The sequence below is a fragment of the Pseudomonas sp. LG1E9 genome (genome assembly GCF_003290225.1).
GTDB classification, from domain to species: domain Bacteria; phylum Pseudomonadota; class Gammaproteobacteria; order Pseudomonadales; family Pseudomonadaceae; genus Aquipseudomonas; species Aquipseudomonas cyclaminis.
The window spans coordinates 314,376-331,650 of record NZ_CP029983.1; the positions used below are offsets into that span (position 1 = coordinate 314,376).

15 protein-coding genes and 1 pseudogene are annotated in these 17,275 nt (G+C 61.6%); 8 read left to right on the forward strand and 8 right to left on the reverse strand.

All coding sequences use genetic code 11. From position 1 onward, the window contains the following. Positions 1-2 precede the first annotated feature (2 nt). Both coaD and DNK50_RS01675 read left to right on the forward strand, forming a co-directional pair. A complete protein-coding gene (coaD, locus tag DNK50_RS01670; RefSeq protein ID WP_003234650.1) occupies positions 3-482 on the forward strand; it encodes a pantetheine-phosphate adenylyltransferase in 480 nt (159 codons plus the stop codon). Positions 483-584: 102 nt separating this feature from the next. Next, positions 585-836 carry a YfhL family 4Fe-4S dicluster ferredoxin gene (locus DNK50_RS01675; protein ID WP_112192683.1) on the forward strand — a complete coding sequence of 84 codons (252 nt, stop codon included), beginning with the start codon at positions 585-587 and terminating at the stop codon, positions 834-836. Between the two features lie 71 nt (positions 837-907). Here the strand turns inward: DNK50_RS01675 and mutM are convergent, their stop codons facing one another. Both mutM and DNK50_RS01685 read right to left on the reverse strand, forming a co-directional pair. Beyond that, positions 908-1,720: a bifunctional DNA-formamidopyrimidine glycosylase/DNA-(apurinic or apyrimidinic site) lyase gene (gene mutM / locus DNK50_RS01680; RefSeq protein ID WP_099585865.1), complete on the reverse strand. Its 813-nt coding sequence runs from the start codon at positions 1,718-1,720 to the stop codon at positions 908-910. A 21-nt stretch (positions 1,721-1,741) separates the two neighbouring features. Then, positions 1,742-2,554 (reverse strand): HDOD domain-containing protein, encoded by an 813-nt coding sequence (locus tag DNK50_RS01685; RefSeq protein WP_177411581.1) that lies wholly within the window; start codon positions 2,552-2,554, stop codon positions 1,742-1,744. Positions 2,555-2,831: 277 nt separating this feature from the next. On the opposite strand from DNK50_RS01685, the gene DNK50_RS01690 reads away from it, so the two are divergent. After that, the gene (locus DNK50_RS01690) at positions 2,832-4,028 is read left to right on the forward strand and encodes a class I SAM-dependent rRNA methyltransferase (protein ID WP_053127951.1); all 1,197 of its coding nucleotides are present in this window, start codon (positions 2,832-2,834) and stop codon (positions 4,026-4,028) included. A gap of 142 nt (positions 4,029-4,170) precedes the next feature. After that, positions 4,171-4,302: pseudogene (locus DNK50_RS29045) on the forward strand (MFS transporter); the annotation flags it as partial. A 2-nt stretch (positions 4,303-4,304) separates the two neighbouring features. On the opposite strand, the gene DNK50_RS01700 reads toward DNK50_RS29045, so the two are convergent. Continuing rightward, positions 4,305-6,038: a DUF4153 domain-containing protein gene (locus tag DNK50_RS01700; RefSeq protein ID WP_112192684.1), complete on the reverse strand. Its 1,734-nt coding sequence runs from the start codon at positions 6,036-6,038 to the stop codon at positions 4,305-4,307. A gap of 296 nt (positions 6,039-6,334) precedes the next feature. Here DNK50_RS01700 and ilvD point away from each other — a divergent pair, with 296 nt between their 5' ends. Then, entirely contained in the window at positions 6,335-8,176 is a 1,842-nt protein-coding gene (gene ilvD / locus DNK50_RS01705) for a dihydroxy-acid dehydratase (protein ID WP_032884175.1), read from the forward strand. A 192-nt stretch (positions 8,177-8,368) separates the two neighbouring features. Here the strand turns inward: ilvD and DNK50_RS01710 are convergent, their stop codons facing one another. Continuing rightward, a complete protein-coding gene (locus DNK50_RS01710) occupies positions 8,369-9,430 on the reverse strand; it encodes a haloacid dehalogenase-like hydrolase (protein WP_112192685.1) in 1,062 nt (353 codons plus the stop codon). A 242-nt stretch (positions 9,431-9,672) separates the two neighbouring features. Here DNK50_RS01710 and DNK50_RS01715 point away from each other — a divergent pair, with 242 nt between their 5' ends. After that, positions 9,673-11,064 carry an L-cystine transporter gene (locus DNK50_RS01715; protein WP_099585874.1) on the forward strand — a complete coding sequence of 464 codons (1,392 nt, stop codon included), beginning with the start codon at positions 9,673-9,675 and terminating at the stop codon, positions 11,062-11,064. Positions 11,065-11,141: 77 nt separating this feature from the next. Here the strand turns inward: DNK50_RS01715 and DNK50_RS01720 are convergent, their stop codons facing one another. Next, entirely contained in the window at positions 11,142-11,654 is a 513-nt protein-coding gene (locus tag DNK50_RS01720; RefSeq protein ID WP_112192686.1) for a dihydrofolate reductase, read from the reverse strand. A gap of 69 nt (positions 11,655-11,723) precedes the next feature. Between DNK50_RS01720 and DNK50_RS01725 the strand changes: the two genes are divergently transcribed. Then, positions 11,724-13,094: a DUF2868 domain-containing protein gene (locus tag DNK50_RS01725; protein WP_112192687.1), complete on the forward strand. Its 1,371-nt coding sequence runs from the start codon at positions 11,724-11,726 to the stop codon at positions 13,092-13,094. Beyond that, complete coding sequence (locus DNK50_RS01730) at positions 13,087-14,454, forward strand: DUF3482 domain-containing protein (protein WP_112192688.1); 1,368 nt, start codon at positions 13,087-13,089, stop codon at positions 14,452-14,454. The genes DNK50_RS01725 and DNK50_RS01730 overlap by 8 nt, the downstream gene beginning before the upstream one ends. Here DNK50_RS01730 and DNK50_RS01735 read toward each other — a convergent pair. From DNK50_RS01735 to DNK50_RS01745, 3 genes are all read right to left on the reverse strand, one after another. After that, positions 14,433-15,005 (reverse strand): phosphonate degradation HD-domain oxygenase, encoded by a 573-nt coding sequence (locus tag DNK50_RS01735; protein ID WP_112192689.1) that lies wholly within the window; start codon positions 15,003-15,005, stop codon positions 14,433-14,435. The genes DNK50_RS01730 and DNK50_RS01735 overlap by 22 nt on opposite strands. Next, positions 15,005-16,129 carry a TIGR03364 family FAD-dependent oxidoreductase gene (locus DNK50_RS01740; protein WP_099585878.1) on the reverse strand — a complete coding sequence of 375 codons (1,125 nt, stop codon included), beginning with the start codon at positions 16,127-16,129 and terminating at the stop codon, positions 15,005-15,007. The genes DNK50_RS01735 and DNK50_RS01740 overlap by 1 nt, the downstream gene beginning before the upstream one ends. A gap of 123 nt (positions 16,130-16,252) precedes the next feature. Beyond that, positions 16,253-17,275, reverse strand: coding sequence for a putative 2-aminoethylphosphonate ABC transporter substrate-binding protein (locus DNK50_RS01745; RefSeq protein WP_099585879.1), 1,023 nt, complete (start codon positions 17,273-17,275; stop codon positions 16,253-16,255).

Sequence of the window (17,275 nt, forward strand, 5' to 3'; positions counted from 1 at the left end):
CGATGAACCGAGTGTTGTACCCAGGAACCTTCGACCCGATTACCAAAGGCCATGGCGATCTGGTCGAACGCGCCTCTCGCTTGTTCGACCATGTGATCATCGCGGTCGCGGCCAGCCCCAAGAAAAACCCGCTGTTTCCCCTGGAACAGCGCGTGGAGCTGGCGCGTGAGGTCACCAGGCACCTGCCTAACGTAGAAGTGGTAGGTTTTTCGACGCTGCTGGCGCACTTCGCCAAAGAGCAGAACGCCAATGTGTTCCTGCGCGGCCTGCGTGCGGTATCGGACTTCGAATACGAATTCCAACTGGCCAACATGAACCGTCAACTGGCGCCGGACGTTGAGAGCCTGTTTCTCACGCCGTCGGAACGTTATTCGTTCATTTCCTCGACGTTGGTTCGTGAAATCGCCGCTTTGGGCGGAGATATCACCAAGTTCGTGCATCCAGCCGTGGCCGACGCGCTGACCCTGCGCTTCAAGAAGTAAGACCACTCTATCGGCGCCTGCTCGCACTGCAGGCGCCAATGCGGCACAATTGCGCGCATTAGTTTTCAGATGCCTTGGCCGAGCGCCCTGGCAGGAGTTTCCATGTCCCTGATCATCACCGACGATTGCATCAATTGCGACGTCTGCGAACCCGAGTGCCCGAACGCTGCGATTTCCCAAGGTGAGGAGATCTACGTAATCGACCCGAACCTGTGTACCCAGTGCGTCGGCCACTATGACGAGCCCCAGTGCCAGCAGGTGTGCCCGGTGGATTGCATTCCGCTGGATGAGGCGCGTCCGGAGACGGAAGAGCAATTGATGGAGAAGTACCGGAAGATTACCGGTAAGACCTGAAGATCTTTAATGCCTGTTAAGGCCTCATCGGGGGCTTGCCCCCGATGGCTATATCAGCCTTCACACATCCATTAGCTCTGACACTTGGGGCAAAACACACTCGCCCGCTGCCCCAGCACCACATTGCGCAGCTCAGTCCCGCACACTTTGCACGCCTCGCCACCCCGGCCGTAGACGAACAACTCCTGCTGGAAATACCCCGGCTGCCCGTCGCCACCGATAAAGTCGCGCAACGTGGTGCCACCCCGTTCGATGGCGGCCGCCAGCACGCGCTTGATCTCAATCGCCAGCTTCAAATACCGCGCCCGCGAAATCCCCCCCGCCTCACGACGCGGATCAATCCCCGCGGCAAACAGCGCTTCTGTCGCGTAGATATTGCCCACGCCCACCACGACCGCGTTGTCCATGATGAACGGCTTGATCGCCATCGACCGCTTGCGGGACAGCTGGAACAGGCGCTCGCCATCAAACAGGTCGGTCAACGGCTCCGGCCCCAGGCGGATCAACAGCTCATGGTTGTGCGGATCCTGGCTCCAGAGCATCGCGCCAAAGCGCCGTGGGTCGGTGTAACGCAGGGCCATGCCCGACTCCAGCTCGATATCCACATGCTCATGCTTGGCTGCCGGCATACCGACTTCCACCAGGCGCAAATTGCCCGACATGCCCAAGTGACTGATCAAAGTGCCCACCTCGGCATTGATCAACAGGTACTTGGCACGCCGCTCCACCAGTACGATGCGCTGCCCGGACAGGCGCACATCCAGATCTTCCGGGATCGGCCAGCGCAGGCGCCGCTCACGTACGACGACGCGGCTGACGCGCTGGCCTTCCAGGTGCGGCGCAATCCCGCGGCGGGTGGTTTCGACTTCGGGTAACTCGGGCATGCGTACCTCTTGAAGGAAGGGTCAGTGTGCGCCCAGTTCGCGGATCGACAACTTCATGCTCTCAAAGTCGTAATCCGACAGGCCCACGTAGTCCAGCACGAGAGGGCCGACGGTTTCCCACTCGTGATCGACCGCCTGGTTGCCCAACACTCGATAGGACGAGCAGATGTGCTCGGCCATCTTCAGGATCGCCAACAGGTTTTTCAGCTGGGGATTGCGCGAGGACTCGTCGCTGAAAACCGCCAGGGCGTTGTGGTGGTTGGCGATGGCGTCGGTCACATGCTCCGGCAGGCGCCAGGACTTGGCCGTGTAGTAACCGACCACGGCGTGGTTGGTGTTGAAGGCATTGTTTTCAGTGTCGACCACGCGGCAGTCCGGGCCGGCATTGGCGTAAGCCTCTTCCAGCACCGCCATGTAGTCGGGGAAACGCTTGAGCATCAACGGCACACCACAATCGTGGAACAACCCCAGGGCGTAGGCCTCGTCCACTGCCTGGGAGCCCGTGCGCTTGGCCAGCGTAAGGCAGGTCATGGCCACATCCTGGGCGGTGTCCCAGAAGCGGTTTAGGGTGACGATGGTGTCGTCGCTCATCTCGCCCTTGATCGACAAGGCATTGATCAGATTGATGATCGAACGGCTACCCAGCAGGTTCACCGCACGCTGGATCGAGGCGATCTTGTTGCTCAGCCCGTAATAGGACGAGTTGACGATCTTGAGCAACGCACCGGACAAGCCGGGATCCTGGGAGATCAACCGCGCGATCACTTCCAGATCCGGGTCGGGCATGTACTGCTCCATCTGCAAATCCACCATGATTTGCGGCTGAGGCGGCACGCTGATGCCCTGCAGGGCCTGTTGGATCTGTTCGGCTGAAAGCTCTTGGGACATAAGTACACACTCTGGGCTAGGCGAGGATTCTACCCCCTAAGCAGACATGGCCGACACCCACAACCCAAACTGAAACCCGACCAAATGTGGGAGGGGTTTGCCCCCCGACAGCATCAGCGCCGTACGTCAGATACACCGCGCCGCCTGCATCGCAGGCAAGCCAGCTCCCACATGAATCGGTGCGCAAGAGGTATACTCCCGCTCTTTTTTCCGGAGCGACGTCATGTCCCTGCCAAGCCTGCGTCTCAAAGCCAACGCCGATCGTCGTTTGCGCAACGGCCACCTGTGGGTCTACAGCAACGAAATCGATGTGGCTGCCACACCTCTTCACGGCTTCCAGGCAGGCGACCAGGCAATCCTGGAAGCGGCCGGCGGCAAGACCCTGGGCATCGTGGCCATGAGCCCGAACAACCTGATCTGCGCCCGCCTGCTGTCGCGCGACATCAAGTTGCCGCTGGACAAGTCGCTGCTGGTGCACCGCATCAACGTTGCCCTGTCCCTGCGTGATCGCCTGTTCGACAAGCCGTTCTACCGCCTGGTCTACGGCGATTCCGACCTGCTGCCGGGCCTGGTGGTCGACCGTTTCGGCGACATCCTGGTGGTACAGATCGCCTCGGCGACCATGGAAGCCCACAAGGAAGACGTAATCGCTGCACTGACCCAAGTGCTCAAGCCGAGCGGCATCCTGTTCAAGAACGACTCCGCCGCACGCGACGCCGAAGGCCTCAACCGCTACGTCGAAACCGTATTCGGCCTGGTGCCGGAGTGGGTCGCGCTGGAAGAGAACGGCGTGAAATTCGAAGCCCCGGTGATCCAGGGCCAGAAAACCGGCTGGTTCTACGACCACCGCATGAACCGCGCGCGCCTGGCACCGTATGCCAAAGGCAAACGCGTACTCGACCTGTACAGCTACATCGGCGGCTGGGGCGTGCAAGCCGCGGCCTTCGGCGCCAGTGAAGTGTTCTGCGTCGATGCCTCCGCCTTCGCCCTCGATGGCGTGGAGCGCAACGCTGCGCTGAACGGCGTTGCCGAGAAGATGACCTGCATCGAAGGCGACGTGTTTGAAGCGTTGAAAGAGCTGAAAGCCAGTGAAGAGCGCTTCGACGTAATCGTCGCCGACCCACCGGCCTTCATCAAACGCAAAAAAGACATGAAAAACGGCGAAGGCGCCTACCGCCGCCTCAACGAGCAAGCCATGCGCCTGCTCAGCAAGGACGGCATCCTGGTCAGCGCGTCGTGCTCCATGCACCTGCCGGAAGACGACCTGCAAAACATCCTGCTGACCAGCGCCCGTCACCTGGATCGCAATATCCAGATGCTCGAACGCGGCGGCCAGGGTCCGGATCATCCGGTGCACCCGGCGATTGTCGAGACGCGCTATATCAAGAGCATTACGTGCCGGTTGTTGCCAAACAGCTAAAGCCAAGCACAGATAAAAATGTGGGAGGGGGCTTGCCCCCGATAGCGGTGGATCAGTCAGCAAATCTATTGCCTGACACTCTGCTATCGGGGGCAAGCCCCCTCCCACATTTAGACCGGAGCCTATTTCTTAAAGCTGCAAGATCTCCCGGATCAGCTTCTTCCCGATCGATATCCTGCTGCCCTCATTCCCCGCCCTGTCTGCCCAGCTCGATACACCTGGCTCAGACATCGCACTTTCCATCAGCCTGTTTACCCTGGTGTTTTCGATCTCCGCCTAAGGCTGCCGAATCACCGGACTGAGCAACATGTCGCTGGACTGCAATTGCAGATAGCGCGGCTTGACCAAGGAAACCTTGCCTTCGCGGATGTCGTGGATCAGCGTTTCAGTGTCGACGTAACCGTCCGGCAGTTGCGTCCAAAGCAGCGGGCCGCGGTCGTCCCATTCGCCCTGCTCGTCCAGTACGAAAATACGCGGCGGCTTGAAGTCATGACGATAGCTGGTGCGGGGTATCGCCAGCACTTCAGGCTGGCCATCCCTGTCGAGATCGACCGCCCACAGCACACAACCAGGCGCGCAAGGCGCATCGGTGTCCAGGCTGAGTTCGGCAAACTGTTCGCTGCCTTTGGGTGCCGGGCCGATCCATTCCAGTTCGGGTTTGGGCCGCTCGGCCCGTTCCTTGGCATAACGTTCAGTGAAACTCAGTGCCGTGTCGTCCATTCGTTCACGCAAGGCGCGGCGCGAATCCGGGTCCAGAATGCGCTCCTGATCCAGGTCGACCTGCAACTTCGCATACGCCTCCTCGCCCGCCTTCTCCAAGCCAAACCGCAGGTAGTGCGCATCGAACGCTTCAGCCTTGGTGCGCCCGTCAAGCAAACGCCGGACCTGATCGTTGACGCTCAGGCGCACCGGATCGAGGATCGGCGTGTTGATCAACACCACCAGCCCACAGAACAGCAACGCCAGGGCCGGGTTGGTAATACGCAAGTTGCCCAGCCAGACCGGCGAGCGCAAGGCGACCGCCCATACTGCCGCAAGGCCATACAGGCCACACAGCAGCGCCGCCGCCAGGGCGACGAAGCGTTGCGGCGACAGGGCGTACTGCTCGACCCGCAGCCAACTTGAGTAAAACGCCAACGCGGCCAGGATCGGCAGGCATAGCAGGCTCAACTCGATAAAGTACGTCAGCCACTTAGGATACGGCCGGGCTTGGACGCCCTCCTGGAACACGCCGTTGAGCAAGAACAGCTGCACGCCAGCCAGCACCAACAAGATCGGTGTGGAATAGCCCGTGGCCCAGATCCGCTCCAGACCGGTGAACGGCAAGGTCAGGGTAAACAGCACACTGATCAGTGCGATCAACGGCAACAACAACCCACACGCGCTGAACAGCATGCCGCGCATCTGGCCGATGATTTTCTCGCTGCGCCCGCCCAAGTACATGCCCAAGGCGAATACCAGCGGCAGGCTGATACACAGGAATAATTGGCTCCAGAAGTGGTGCTCGAAGAACTCGATACCCAGCATCAGGAACAGTCGGCCCCATAGCTTGAGCAACAACATGAACACCCCCACCAGAATCAGGGCGTACAGCACGATAAACACACTGTTCCAGGCTTGTTGGAACAGATCTTCATAGCGCCAGCGCTGCCCTTTTACAGCGGGCCAGGCAAACAGAAACGTCGCACAGACGTAACTCAACACCACCACGCTGATGAACCAGGAGTTGATCATCCAACGGTTATTGCCGACATGGTCCAGGCCATAGCACACCCAGAACGTCATGCCGCCCATCAACAGGGTGAACGCCAGCGTAGGCAACAAGGAGCGCCACTGTCGGGCTTTTTCCCCCAACAGCTGCAAGGTGGTGCCACCCACCAACACCACGGTGTAGGTGACAAAAAACAGCGTCTCGCTCAAGCGATAGAGCTGGTCGGAGAAATAGAAGACGATTCCCTGGATCAGGCCGATCAGCAGGTAGAACCCAAGAAAACGATGGATACCGGGCATTCCAATTCCTTTGGAGTGGGGGGAGGGCAAAGGGCCGCTAGTCTAAACAAAGACTTCGGCCCTGAATATTGCCCCGTTCCCTCCAGCCGCCAGCGGTGTAGAATCGGCCCTATTCATCGCCAGTCATCCCCCGGCGGGTTTATGAGCTCAAGGCCAAGGCGCACGGCGATCCCGTCACGTTTGCGGCAACTTCCGGACACCAGTGCCATTTTTTCGGGTGTTCCAGACGTCAACAGAAGCTCACTCCCCAGTAGTACCTGATTAGTAGTTACCTGATTAGCCGCCCGGAGTGCTCCATGCCAGATTACCGCTCGAAAACATCCACCCACGGCCGCAACATGGCCGGCGCGCGCGCACTGTGGCGTGCCACGGGGATGAAAGATGACGACTTCAAGAAGCCGATCATCGCGATTGCCAACTCGTTCACCCAGTTCGTACCGGGCCACGTCCACCTTAAGGACCTGGGCCAACTGGTCGCCCGCGAGATCGAACGCGCTGGCGGCGTGGCCAAGGAATTCAACACCATCGCCGTGGACGACGGCATCGCCATGGGCCATGACGGCATGCTGTATTCGCTGCCGAGCCGCGAGATCATCGCCGACTCCGTGGAATACATGGTCAACGCCCACTGCGCCGACGCCATCGTCTGCATCTCCAACTGCGACAAGATCACCCCCGGCATGCTGATGGCCTCCTTGCGCCTGAACATCCCGGTGATCTTCGTCTCCGGCGGCCCGATGGAAGCCGGCAAGACCAAACTCGCCTCCCACGGCCTCGACCTGGTCGACGCCATGGTCATCGCCGCCGACTCCAGCGCTTCTGACGAGAAGGTCGCGGAATACGAGCGCAGCGCTTGCCCGACGTGCGGCTCGTGCTCCGGCATGTTCACCGCCAACTCGATGAACTGCCTGGTGGAAGCCCTGGGCCTGGCCTTGCCGGGCAACGGATCGACACTGGCGACCCACAGCGACCGCGAGCAGCTGTTCCTGCAGGCCGGCCGCACTATCGTCGAGCTGTGCAAGCGTTATTACACCGAGAACGATGACTCGGTACTGCCGCGCAACATCGCCAACTTCAAGGCGTTCGAAAACGCCATGACCCTGGATATCGCCATGGGCGGTTCCACCAACACCATCCTGCACTTGCTGGCCGCCGCCCAGGAAGCCGAGATCGACTTCGACCTGCGCGACATCGACCGTCTGTCCCGTCACGTGCCGCAACTGTGCAAAGTCGCGCCGAACATCCAGAAGTACCACATGGAAGACGTGCACCGCGCTGGCGGGATCTTCTCGATCCTGGGCTCCCTGGCCCGTGGCGGCCTGCTGCACACCGACCTGCCGACGGTGCACAGCAAGTCCCTGGCCGAAGGCATCGCCAAATGGGACATCACCCAGACTGACGACGAAGCCGTGCACACCTTCTTCAAGGCCGGCCCGGCGGGCATCCCGACCCAGACTGCGTTCAGCCAGTCGACCCGTTGGGACACCCTCGACGACGACCGTGAAAACGGCTGCATCCGCAGTGTCGAGCACGCCTACTCGCAAGAAGGCGGCCTGGCCGTGCTGTACGGCAACATCGCCCTCGACGGCTGCGTGGTCAAAACCGCCGGTGTGGATGAATCCATCCACGTCTTCGAAGGTCGCGCCAAGATCTACGAAAGCCAGGACAGCTCGGTACGCGGCATCCTCGCCGACGAAGTGAAAGAAGGCGACATCGTGATCATCCGCTACGAAGGCCCGAAAGGCGGCCCGGGTATGCAGGAGATGCTGTACCCGACGTCGTACCTCAAGTCCAAAGGCCTGGGCAAAGCCTGCGCCCTGCTGACCGACGGCCGCTTCTCCGGCGGCACCTCAGGCCTGTCCATCGGCCATGCTTCGCCGGAAGCTGCTGCGGGCGGCGCGATTGGCCTGGTGCAGGATGGCGACAAGGTGCTGATCGACATTCCGAACCGCTCGATCAACCTGTTGATCAGCGACGAAGAACTGGCGGCACGCCGGGTCGAGCAGGACAAGAAAGGTTGGAAGCCGGTTGAGAAGCGTCCACGTAAAGTCACTACCGCATTGAAGGCCTACGCATTGTTGGCCACCAGCGCCGACAAAGGTGCGGTACGCAACAAAGCCATGCTCGACGGCCTGTAAGCTTCGCGCATAAAAAAGCCCCGCCAGGTGCGGGGCTTTTTTTGCCTGGAGAAAATCCCCCAAAACAATGAAGATCAAATGTGGGAGCTGGCTTGCCTGCGATTGCATCACCTCGGAGTACATGAAGTACCGAGGTGCCTGCATCGCAGGCAAGCCAGCTCCCACAGTGACTGCACTTCGACTTAAGGCTCTTTACTGAATCTCCTCCGGCTTGACGATCACCCAGTTCTTGTCCGCCGTCACCGGCAACCCTTCCTTGGCCTGCGCCGCCGCGTGCTTGGCCATCATGCCGTTGAGTTGGGTCATGTATTTGTCCTTGCGGTTGATCCACAGGTGCACGCCGCCCTTGGCCACATCCACATCGTGGAACAGCATGTAGCCGTCGCTGGTCGGTGTGTCGCCGCCGACGATCACCGGTTTTTTCCATTCGTCGATGTAGGTGAGGATCGCCGCGTGTTTACCGGCCATCCAGGTTGCCGGGGTCCACAGGTACGGCGTGAGTTCCAGGCCAAGGTTTGCCTTCTCGTCATACTTGCCGGCGGTGATCTGTTTGCGCGCCGTGGTCAGCTCGCCGGTCTTGCGGTCCTTGAGCAGCGTGGTCACGCCGATGACGTTTTCGGGTTTGACGTTGTAGCCGTACTTCGGATCCGCCGCGACCATGCGCACCAGTTCCTCGGAAGCGGCGGTCATCACGTACACCTCGATGCCGTTTTCCATCAGCTTGTTGTACAGCTCGGTCTGGCCGGTAAAGACTTTCGGCGGCTGCACCTCGGACTTCTTCACCACATCGCCTTCGAAATAGCTGACGGGCACGGGCTTGCCGGACGCCATCAGCTCATCCACCTGGACCTTGAGTTCCTTGAGGGTGAAGCCGGAAAACACCTGGGCAACCCACGGGTAGCAGACCATGTCGTCCACTTCGCACAGACGATAGTAGTAACTGAACAGACTTTCCTTATGGTCGGCGGTGTCTTTGAACGGCATAAGCTTGAGCGAAGGATCGAGGCTGTCGCGGGTGATCAGGCCCTTGTTTTCCATGTAGGGCAGCAAGGACTCTTCAAGGTCGTAGCGGTAGCTGGTGTTGTCCATGTCGAACACCGCGTAGTTACCCTTGTTGGCGTTGGCGGCGATCATGTCGTTCAGTTGCTTGGCGGCAGGCGCGGGCCAGTGTTTCAACTCGGTGGCGGCAAACGCCTGGCTGGCGAGTCCCAGGCACAGTGCGGCGGATACCAGTAGTTTCGGCGCGAGCTTCATCGGCGTTGTCTCCCTGAGTGAAAGACATCGACGCTAACAAATCCACGTGACAGTTCCCATGTTGAGCACGACTGCGCACGTCCTGATCCCGCCAGCGGCATACACCTGAGCGTCAACGGCTTATTCCAAAAACGACAGTTGCCATTCCATATCGGTATTAAATCAATAAATATCAAGCTGTTAGGCTTTCCGGTTCGCAATCGCAGGCTCTCGCGATTGGCTGCCTTCTCAACGGAGCTTCAATGAATCTGCCCCTGATTCTCAACTTACTGGTGTTCGTGGCCCTGCTGTTGGGCCTGGCACAAACCCGCCGCACGAACTGGAGCCTCGCCAAGAAGGTCCTGTTCGCTCTGGTACTGGGCGTGGCGTTCGGTGTGGCGCTGCACAGCATTTACGGTGCCGGCAACCCGGTGCTCAAGGCCTCCATCGGCTGGTTTGACCTGGTCGGCAACGGCTACGTGCAATTGCTGCAAATGATCGTGATCCCGCTGGTATTTGCCTCGATCCTCAGCGCTGTGGCGCGTCTGCATAACGCGGCGTCCCTGGGCAAGATCAGCTTCCTGACCATCGGCACGCTGCTGTTCACCACCGCGATTGCGGCGCTGATCGGTATCGGCCTGACCAACCTGTTCGGCCTCACCGCGGATGGCCTGGTGGCCGGCACCCAGGAAATGGCGCGCCTGCAAGTGATCCAGAGTGATTACGCGGGCAAGGTCGCCGACCTGAACATCCCGCAACTGCTGCTCTCGTTCGTGCCGTCGAACCCGTTCGCCGATCTGGCCCGGGCCAAGCCGACGTCGATCATCAGCGTGGTGATTTTCGCTGCATTCCTGGGGGTCGCCGCGCTGCAACTGCTCAAGGATGACGTGGAAAAAGGCCAGAAAGTGCTCAACGCCATCGACACCCTGCAAGCCTGGGTGATGCGCCTGGTGCGCCTGGTGATGAAGCTGACGCCGTACGGCGTATTGGCGCTGATGACCAAGGTGGTCGCCGGTTCCAACCTGCAAGACATCATCAAGCTCGGCAGTTTTGTGCTGGTGTCGTACCTGGCCCTAGGCTTGATGTTCGTGGTGCATGGCCTGCTGCTGTCGCTGGCCGGGATCAACCCGCTGCGGTTTTTCCGCAAGGTCTGGCCGGTGCTGACGTTTGCCTTCACCAGCCGCTCCAGCGCAGCAGCCATCCCGCTGAGCATTGAGGCGCAGACCCGCCGCCTGGGCATCCCGCAATCCATCGCCGGGTTCGCCGCCTCGTTTGGCGCGACCATCGGCCAGAACGGTTGTGCCGGTCTTTATCCTGCGATGTTGGCGGTGATGGTAGCGCCGACCGTGGGCATCAACCCGCTGGACCCGTTGTGGATTGCGACCCTGGTGGCGATTGTGACCCTGAGTTCGGCCGGTGTGGCGGGCGTGGGCGGCGGAGCGACCTTTGCCGCGCTGATCGTGCTGCCGGCCATGGGCTTGCCGGTATCACTGGTGGCGCTGCTGATTTCCGTGGAGCCGTTGATCGACATGGGCCGTACGGCGCTGAACGTGAACGGTTCGATGACGGCGGGCGCGATTACGAGCCAGATCATGGGGCAGACGGATAAAGCGCTGTTGGATGCCGATGAGCATGGGGAATTGGCGCAGGCCTGATAGACCGCTATCGGGGGCAAGCCCCTCCCACATTTGGAATGCATTTCAATGTGGGAGGGGGCTTGCCCCCGATGCTTTCAGGCCCTCTCCCACACCTCAAAGTTGTAAGCCGGCTTATCCCCTTCAGGCGGATTCTCCAGATTTGAAACCAGCTTCCACTGGCTCATATCAAACGCCGGAAACCACGCATCGCCCTCAGGACTCAGCGCCACCCGCGTCAGATACAGGCGATCCGCCTGCTCCAGCCCCTGCGCATACAACTGCGCACCGCCGATCAGCATCAGCTCATCCACGCCCTGCTCCAGCGCCCAGGCTTCAGCCCGCGCTACGGCGGCATCGAGTGACGGAAAAACTTCCGCACCTTCCAGCGCCAGGTCGGTCTGACGGCTAACCACCAGGTTCAAGCGCCCCGGCAACGGTCGGCCCAGGGAATCCCAGGTCTTGCGCCCCATGATGATCGGCTTGCCCAGGGTGGTGGCCTTGAAATATTTGAAATCCCCCGGCAAATGCCAGGGCATGCTGTTGTCGACGCCGATCACACGGTTTTCACCGAGGGCTGCGATCAGGCTTAAAGGGAGAGTTTTTTTCATGGCGACGAGAATACCAGAGCCCCGAGCCAGGGGTTATGCTCCAGGCTCACAAACACAACAGGACTACGCGTGACTCCACTGCACACACTTTGGCTGACAGAAACCGTGCGTCTGCGCGAAGAACACGCAGGCCCGCTGGAAGACCTGGAAGCCAACCGCCTGGCCCGCACGGCCGGGGGCGACCTGCCGACACGTATCCAGCAGCGCGCCTTGCACCTGGCCGAACGCGATGGGCTAGCGGCGGCCCTCACCCGCTGGCTGCAAGGTGCGCGTCTGGCGCTGGTGCTGCTGGCAATCGTCGCGGTCATCAGCGGCGCAGGGCTGGCATTTGCTGCGATGGGCAACGGCCTGACCCCGGTGAATGTGTTCTGGGCCCTGGGCAGCCTGCTTGGCTTGAACCTGATCCTGCTGATCAGTTGGGCGTTAGGCCTGCTGTTCGCCGGTGAGCACAGTGCCAGCCTCGGGCGACTATGGTTGTGGCTCAGCGAAAAATTCGCCCGTGATGCCAAAGCCGCCCAACTGGCGCCAGCACTGTTACTGCTCCTGCAACGGCAGAAACTCAATCGCTGGGCCGTAGGCGTGCTGGTCAACAGTCTATGGTTGCTGGCGTTGCTCAGCGCCATGGTGATTCTGCTTACCCTACTCGCTACCCGCCGCTACGGCTTCGTGTGGGAAACCACCATTCTCGGTGCCGACACCTTCGTCGCCGTCACCCAGGCAATCGGCACCTTGCCTGCTCTGTTGGGCTTCAATGTGCCGACCGTCGAGATGATCCGCGCCAGCGGCGACTCCGCCCTGAATATCGAAAGCGCCCGCCAAGCCTGGGCCGCCTGGCTGGTCGGCGTGCTGCTGGTGTATGGCCTGCTGCCAAGATTGATGCTCGCGTTGCTGTGCCTATGGCGCTGGAAACGCGGGCGCACCGCCCTGCGCCTGGACCTCAACCTGCCAGGCTACAGCCAACTGCGCGAACGCCTGATGCCCAGCAGCGAACGCCTCGGAGTCAACGACGCCGCGCCCGAGCAGTTGCACCACGTCACCGGTGGCGTCAGTGAACTGGAAAGCGACGGCGCCCTGCTGGTGGCCATCGAGCTGGACGACCAGCACCCCTGGCCGCCCAAGCTGCCGGCCCAGGTGAAAAACGCCGGCATCCTCGATAGCCGTGAGTCGCGCAACAAGCTGCTGGAACAGCTCACCCGCTTCCCGCCCGCACGCCTGGCCATCGCCTGCGACCCGCGCCGTTCGCCGGATCGCGGCAGCCTGGCGCTGATCGCCGAACTCGCCCGCAGCGCCACCGCCACCCGCGTCTGGTTGCTGCAAGCACCGCCGGGCCAGGCGCTGGATGCCGAACGCCTGGGCGATTGGCACACCGCGTTGCAACAGCTGGAGCTGCCCTTCGCCGACTGCGCGCCGCTGAACTGGCTGGAGACCGGTCATGACTAAACCGCTGAAACTCGCCGTGGTCGGCCACACCAATGTCGGCAAGACCTCGTTGCTGCGCACCCTCACGCGTGATGTTGGCTTCGGTGAAGTCTCCCATCGCCCCAGCACGACACGGCATGTGGAAGGCGCACGCCTGTCGGTGGACGGCGAAGCCTTGCTGGAGCTGTACGACACACCCGGCCTGGAAGACGCCATCGCGCTGCTCGATTACCTGGAACGCCTGGATCGCCCCGGCGAACGCCTTGATGGGCCGGCCCGCCTGACGCGCTTCCTGGAAGGCAGCGAAGCGCGCCAGCGTTTCGAACAGGAAGCCAAGGTGCTGCGCCAACTGCTGGCCTCCGATGCCGGCTTGTATGTGATCGACGCCCGCGAGCCAGTGCTGGCCAAGTACCGCGACGAGCTACAAGTGCTGGCCAGTTGCGGCAAGCCGTTGCTGCCCGTGCTCAATTTCGTCAGCAGCAGCGAGCACCGCGAGCCAGACTGGCGCGAAGCCCTGGCCCGCCTCGGCCTGCATGCGCTGGTGCGTTTTGACAGTGTCGCGCCGCCGGAAGACGGCGAGCGTCGTCTGTATGAAAGCCTGGCCCTGCTGCTGGAAAACGCACGGCCGCAATTGGAACGGCTGATCCTGGATCAGCAAGCCCAACGCCAGGCCCGCCAGCAAAGCGCCGCTCGTTTGATCGCCGAATTATTGATCGATTGCGCCGCGTGCCGGCGCAGCGTGGTCACCGAAGATGAGCAGCAAGCCATCGGCGAATTGCGCAAGGCCGTGCGCCAGCGCGAACAAAAATGCGTGGAAGCCCTGCTCAAACTGTTTGGTTTCCGCCCACAAGATGCAGCCGCCAGCGACTTGCCGTTGCTGGATGGGCGCTGGGGCGATGACCTGTTCAATCCGGAAACCCTCAAGCAACTCGGCGTGCGCGTCGGTGGCGGGATCGCTGCCGGTGCGGCGGCGGGTGCCGGGGTGGACCTGCTAGTCGGCGGGCTGACACTGGGCGCCGCCGCCCTGGCCGGCGCCATCGCCGGCGGCGCGCTGCAAACCGCGCGCAGCTATGGCAGTCGCCTGCTGGGCAAGATCAAGGGCCACCGCGAGTTGACCGTCGACGACAGCGTGCTGCGCCTGCTGGCCCTGCGCCAACGCCAGCTACTCAAGGCGCTGGACCTGCGCGGCCATGCGGCGATGCACAGCATCAAGGTCGACACGCCCCAGGACAAAACCTGGCGCGAAGGCAAGTTGCCGGACGCGCTGCACAAAGCCCGCGCACACCCGCAATGGTCGTCGCTCAACCCCAACGCCAGGCTGAGCCAGGCCGAGCGCCAGGAGCAGGTCGAAGCCTTGGCTCAGCGGTTGGACGAATCCTGATCAACCAGTAGCTGCAGGGCCTTGGCTTTGAGCACCTCAAGGTCCAGCAGCGCTACATGCATCTCCTTGGCCTGCTCGTCCCAGTGGCGCATGCGCACACTCACTGCGCACAACGGGTCTTGCTCAAAGGCTTGGGCTTCCTCGGCGGTCATCACGCCACCCTGGTAGGCCAAGGTACGACGGCTGGCTTCGCTCAGGCGCGCGTAGTAGTCCGGCTGGCTGAAGGTCAGGTAGCGCTTGGCCTGCACGTGAGACTCCACCAACGTGGCCATGCGCTCGCTGAACCCCGCCCGACGCAAATAATCCGCCCCCAGCCGTTCATGGCTGACCACGCCATACCCCCCCATGTTTTCCTCGCCCTGGCCGCAGAGATGCCCGATGTCGTGGAAAAACGCCGCCAGCACCACTTCATCATCAAAGCCTTCGGCCATGGCGAGTTGAGCGGCCTGGGACATGTGCTCGATCTGCGACACCGGCTCGCCGATGTAATCCGCCGCGCCGTGCCGCTCATACAAGCCGAAGACCTCGGCGATCAGCTGTTCCCGGCCCATCACGCCGGCCCCCATAACGTGCGGATATTGCGCTCGGCCATTGCCGGCCCCACGCTCATGCCCACACCGGTGTGCATCAACGCTGCACTCACGCCTGGTGCCACGCGCAGGAATGAAAACGGCCCCGGCCCCCGCGAGCCGTACACACCCTGCCAACGCTCCACCACTTGGATATTGCAACCGAGGGTCTGCTCGGCCAATTCGATCATCCAGTCATCGACCTGTTCGGCGTTGAACGGTGACGCATCGCTGCCGTAGTCGTGGGAATCACCGATGATCAGTTCGCCATGAGGCGTCGGGCTGATCAGCAGGTGAATACCGTGCTCATGCAGGTAAGGGGCTTCGCGCAGGATTTGTGCCTGGACTGGCGCGGCTTCGGGCAAGTCGGCGAAAGCGCCGTAATGCACGCAGCTCAAACCGGTGAGCAAGGCGTGTTGCAGGTTCAGATTCACCGCCGGCCGCGCACGGAGCATTTGCAGGCGGCAGATGCTCGGGTTGAGTTCGGCGATCGATTCAGCCAGCAGGGTTTGGTAATCGTGGCCGGAGCAGACGATGATCTGCTCGCCGCGAAAGCTCCCCGCCGTGCTGTGGAGTTGGCCTGGCTCTATGTCGCGCACCAGGGTTGAAAAGTGAAACTCCACCTTCAATTCCTGAGCCAGGTAGTTGATCAGCGCCGGGATCGCCTCGCGGGAATACAGCTGCTGATCGTCCTTGCCATGCAGCGCGGCGCGGTGATGGCGAAACTGGCCGCCATACAGGTCCTTCATCGCCGCGCCTTGCAACAGTTCGACGTTGTAGCCGTGCTCTTGTGCACGCCCCTCACAGAAGGCTTCCAACAAGTGTTCTTCGGCTTCGGTGCGGGCAAACAGGTACGAGCCATTGCGCTTGAGTTGCAGGCCGGCAACTTGTGCCCAGTGGCCCCAGATCTCGCGGCTTTCCCGCGCCAGGTCGAGCATCGGGCCCGGTGGTTGGCCGGTGACCAGCGCCTGGCCGAAGTTGCGCACCGAAGCGCCCAACGGCGTGGCGCTGCGCTCGAACACCTTGACCTTGAGGCCGCGCTTGGCGGCCGCATAGGCGTGGGACAGGCCGAGGATGCCGGCGCCGATGATCAGTAGTTGTGTCATAAAGTGATGTCCTGTTTTCAAGGCCGCCATCGGGGGCAAGTCGAATCGTCGCACCGCCCCTCCCACATTTGATCTGGTGGGAGGGGGCTTGCCCCCGATGAGGCCATCAGCCCTAACGAAAACTTACTGAGCAGCCACCTTCTCCGACTTCCCGTCATACCGCTTGCGCCATTCCGTCAGGATGCTGTCGCGGTTCTTCGATGCCCAGCCAAAGTCATTCTTGATCAGACGCTGCTCATAGTCGGCCGGCAATTCGGTCTGCGGCTTGGCGATACCCGGCTGGGCGAGCACGGCGAAGTTGTCCTTGTACAACTCCATCGCCGCAGGGCTGGCGGAGAAATCGGCGAGTTTTTTCGCCGCATCGGCGTGGGCGCTGCCCTTGATCACGGCTGTGGCTTCGATGTCCCAGCCCAGGCCTTCTTTGGGCAGGATGATGTCCAGCGGCGCACCCTGGCGCTTGAGCTGCACCGCCGGGTATTCAAACGAAATACCAATCGGGAATTCCCCCGAAGCGGCCAGCTTGCACGGCTTGGAACCGGAGTGAACGTACTGGCCGATGTTCTGGTGCAGGTCGTCCATGTACTGCCAGCCCTGCTTCTCGCCGAAGGTCTGCAGCCACGCGCTGACGTCCAGAAAGCCCGTGCCGGAAGAAGCCGGGTTGGGCATGACGATCTTGCCCTTGTACTCGGGCTTGGTCAGGTCTTGCCAGCTCACTGGTTTGCTCAGGCCTTGTTTCTCGGCTTCGACGGTGTTGAAGCAAATCGTCGCGGCCCACACGTCCATGCCGACCCAGGCCGGTGGGTTGGCGGCGTCGCGGTAGTTCTTGCCGATCTTGTCCAGGTCTTTCGGTGCGTAGTTGTCGAGCATGCCCTGCTGATCGAGGATCGCCAGGCTGGAGGCCGCCAGGCCCCACACCACGTCGGCTTGCGGGCGGTCTTTCTCGGCCAGCAGCTTGGCGGTGATGATGCCGGTGGAGTCGCGGACCCACTTGATCTCAACGTCAGGGTTGGCTTGCTCGAAGGCCTTTTTGTAGGTTTTCAACTGCTCGGCTTCGAGGGCCGTGTACACGGTCAGCTCGGTCTTGGCGAAGGCATTCAGGCTGAATGCAGTGAGTACGGCAGCGACCAGCGCCAGGGGCTTGAACAT

What these genes read in the sequence shown, in the direction of transcription:
- coaD (WP_003234650.1), top strand. Translation starts at nt 3, where the DNA reads ATGAACCGAGTGTTGTACCCAGGAACCTTCGACCCGATTACCAAAGGC.
- DNK50_RS01675 (WP_112192683.1), top strand. Translation starts at nt 585, where the DNA reads ATGTCCCTGATCATCACCGACGATTGCATCAATTGCGACGTCTGCGAA.
- mutM (WP_099585865.1), bottom strand. Translation starts at nt 1,720, where the DNA reads ATGCCCGAGTTACCCGAAGTCGAAACCACCCGCCGCGGGATTGCGCCG.
- DNK50_RS01690 (WP_053127951.1), top strand. Translation starts at nt 2,832, where the DNA reads ATGTCCCTGCCAAGCCTGCGTCTCAAAGCCAACGCCGATCGTCGTTTG.
- DNK50_RS01700 (WP_112192684.1), bottom strand. Translation starts at nt 6,038, where the DNA reads ATGCCCGGTATCCATCGTTTTCTTGGGTTCTACCTGCTGATCGGCCTG.
- ilvD (WP_032884175.1), top strand. Translation starts at nt 6,335, where the DNA reads ATGCCAGATTACCGCTCGAAAACATCCACCCACGGCCGCAACATGGCC.
- DNK50_RS01710 (WP_112192685.1), bottom strand. Translation starts at nt 9,430, where the DNA reads ATGAAGCTCGCGCCGAAACTACTGGTATCCGCCGCACTGTGCCTGGGA.
- DNK50_RS01715 (WP_099585874.1), top strand. Translation starts at nt 9,673, where the DNA reads ATGAATCTGCCCCTGATTCTCAACTTACTGGTGTTCGTGGCCCTGCTG.
- DNK50_RS01720 (WP_112192686.1), bottom strand. Translation starts at nt 11,654, where the DNA reads ATGAAAAAAACTCTCCCTTTAAGCCTGATCGCAGCCCTCGGTGAAAAC.
- DNK50_RS01730 (WP_112192688.1), top strand. Translation starts at nt 13,087, where the DNA reads ATGACTAAACCGCTGAAACTCGCCGTGGTCGGCCACACCAATGTCGGC.
- DNK50_RS01735 (WP_112192689.1), bottom strand. Translation starts at nt 15,005, where the DNA reads ATGGGCCGGGAACAGCTGATCGCCGAGGTCTTCGGCTTGTATGAGCGG.
- DNK50_RS01740 (WP_099585878.1), bottom strand. Translation starts at nt 16,129, where the DNA reads ATGACACAACTACTGATCATCGGCGCCGGCATCCTCGGCCTGTCCCAC.
- DNK50_RS01745 (WP_099585879.1), bottom strand. Translation starts at nt 17,275, where the DNA reads ATGTTCAAGCCCCTGGCGCTGGTCGCTGCCGTACTCACTGCATTCAGC.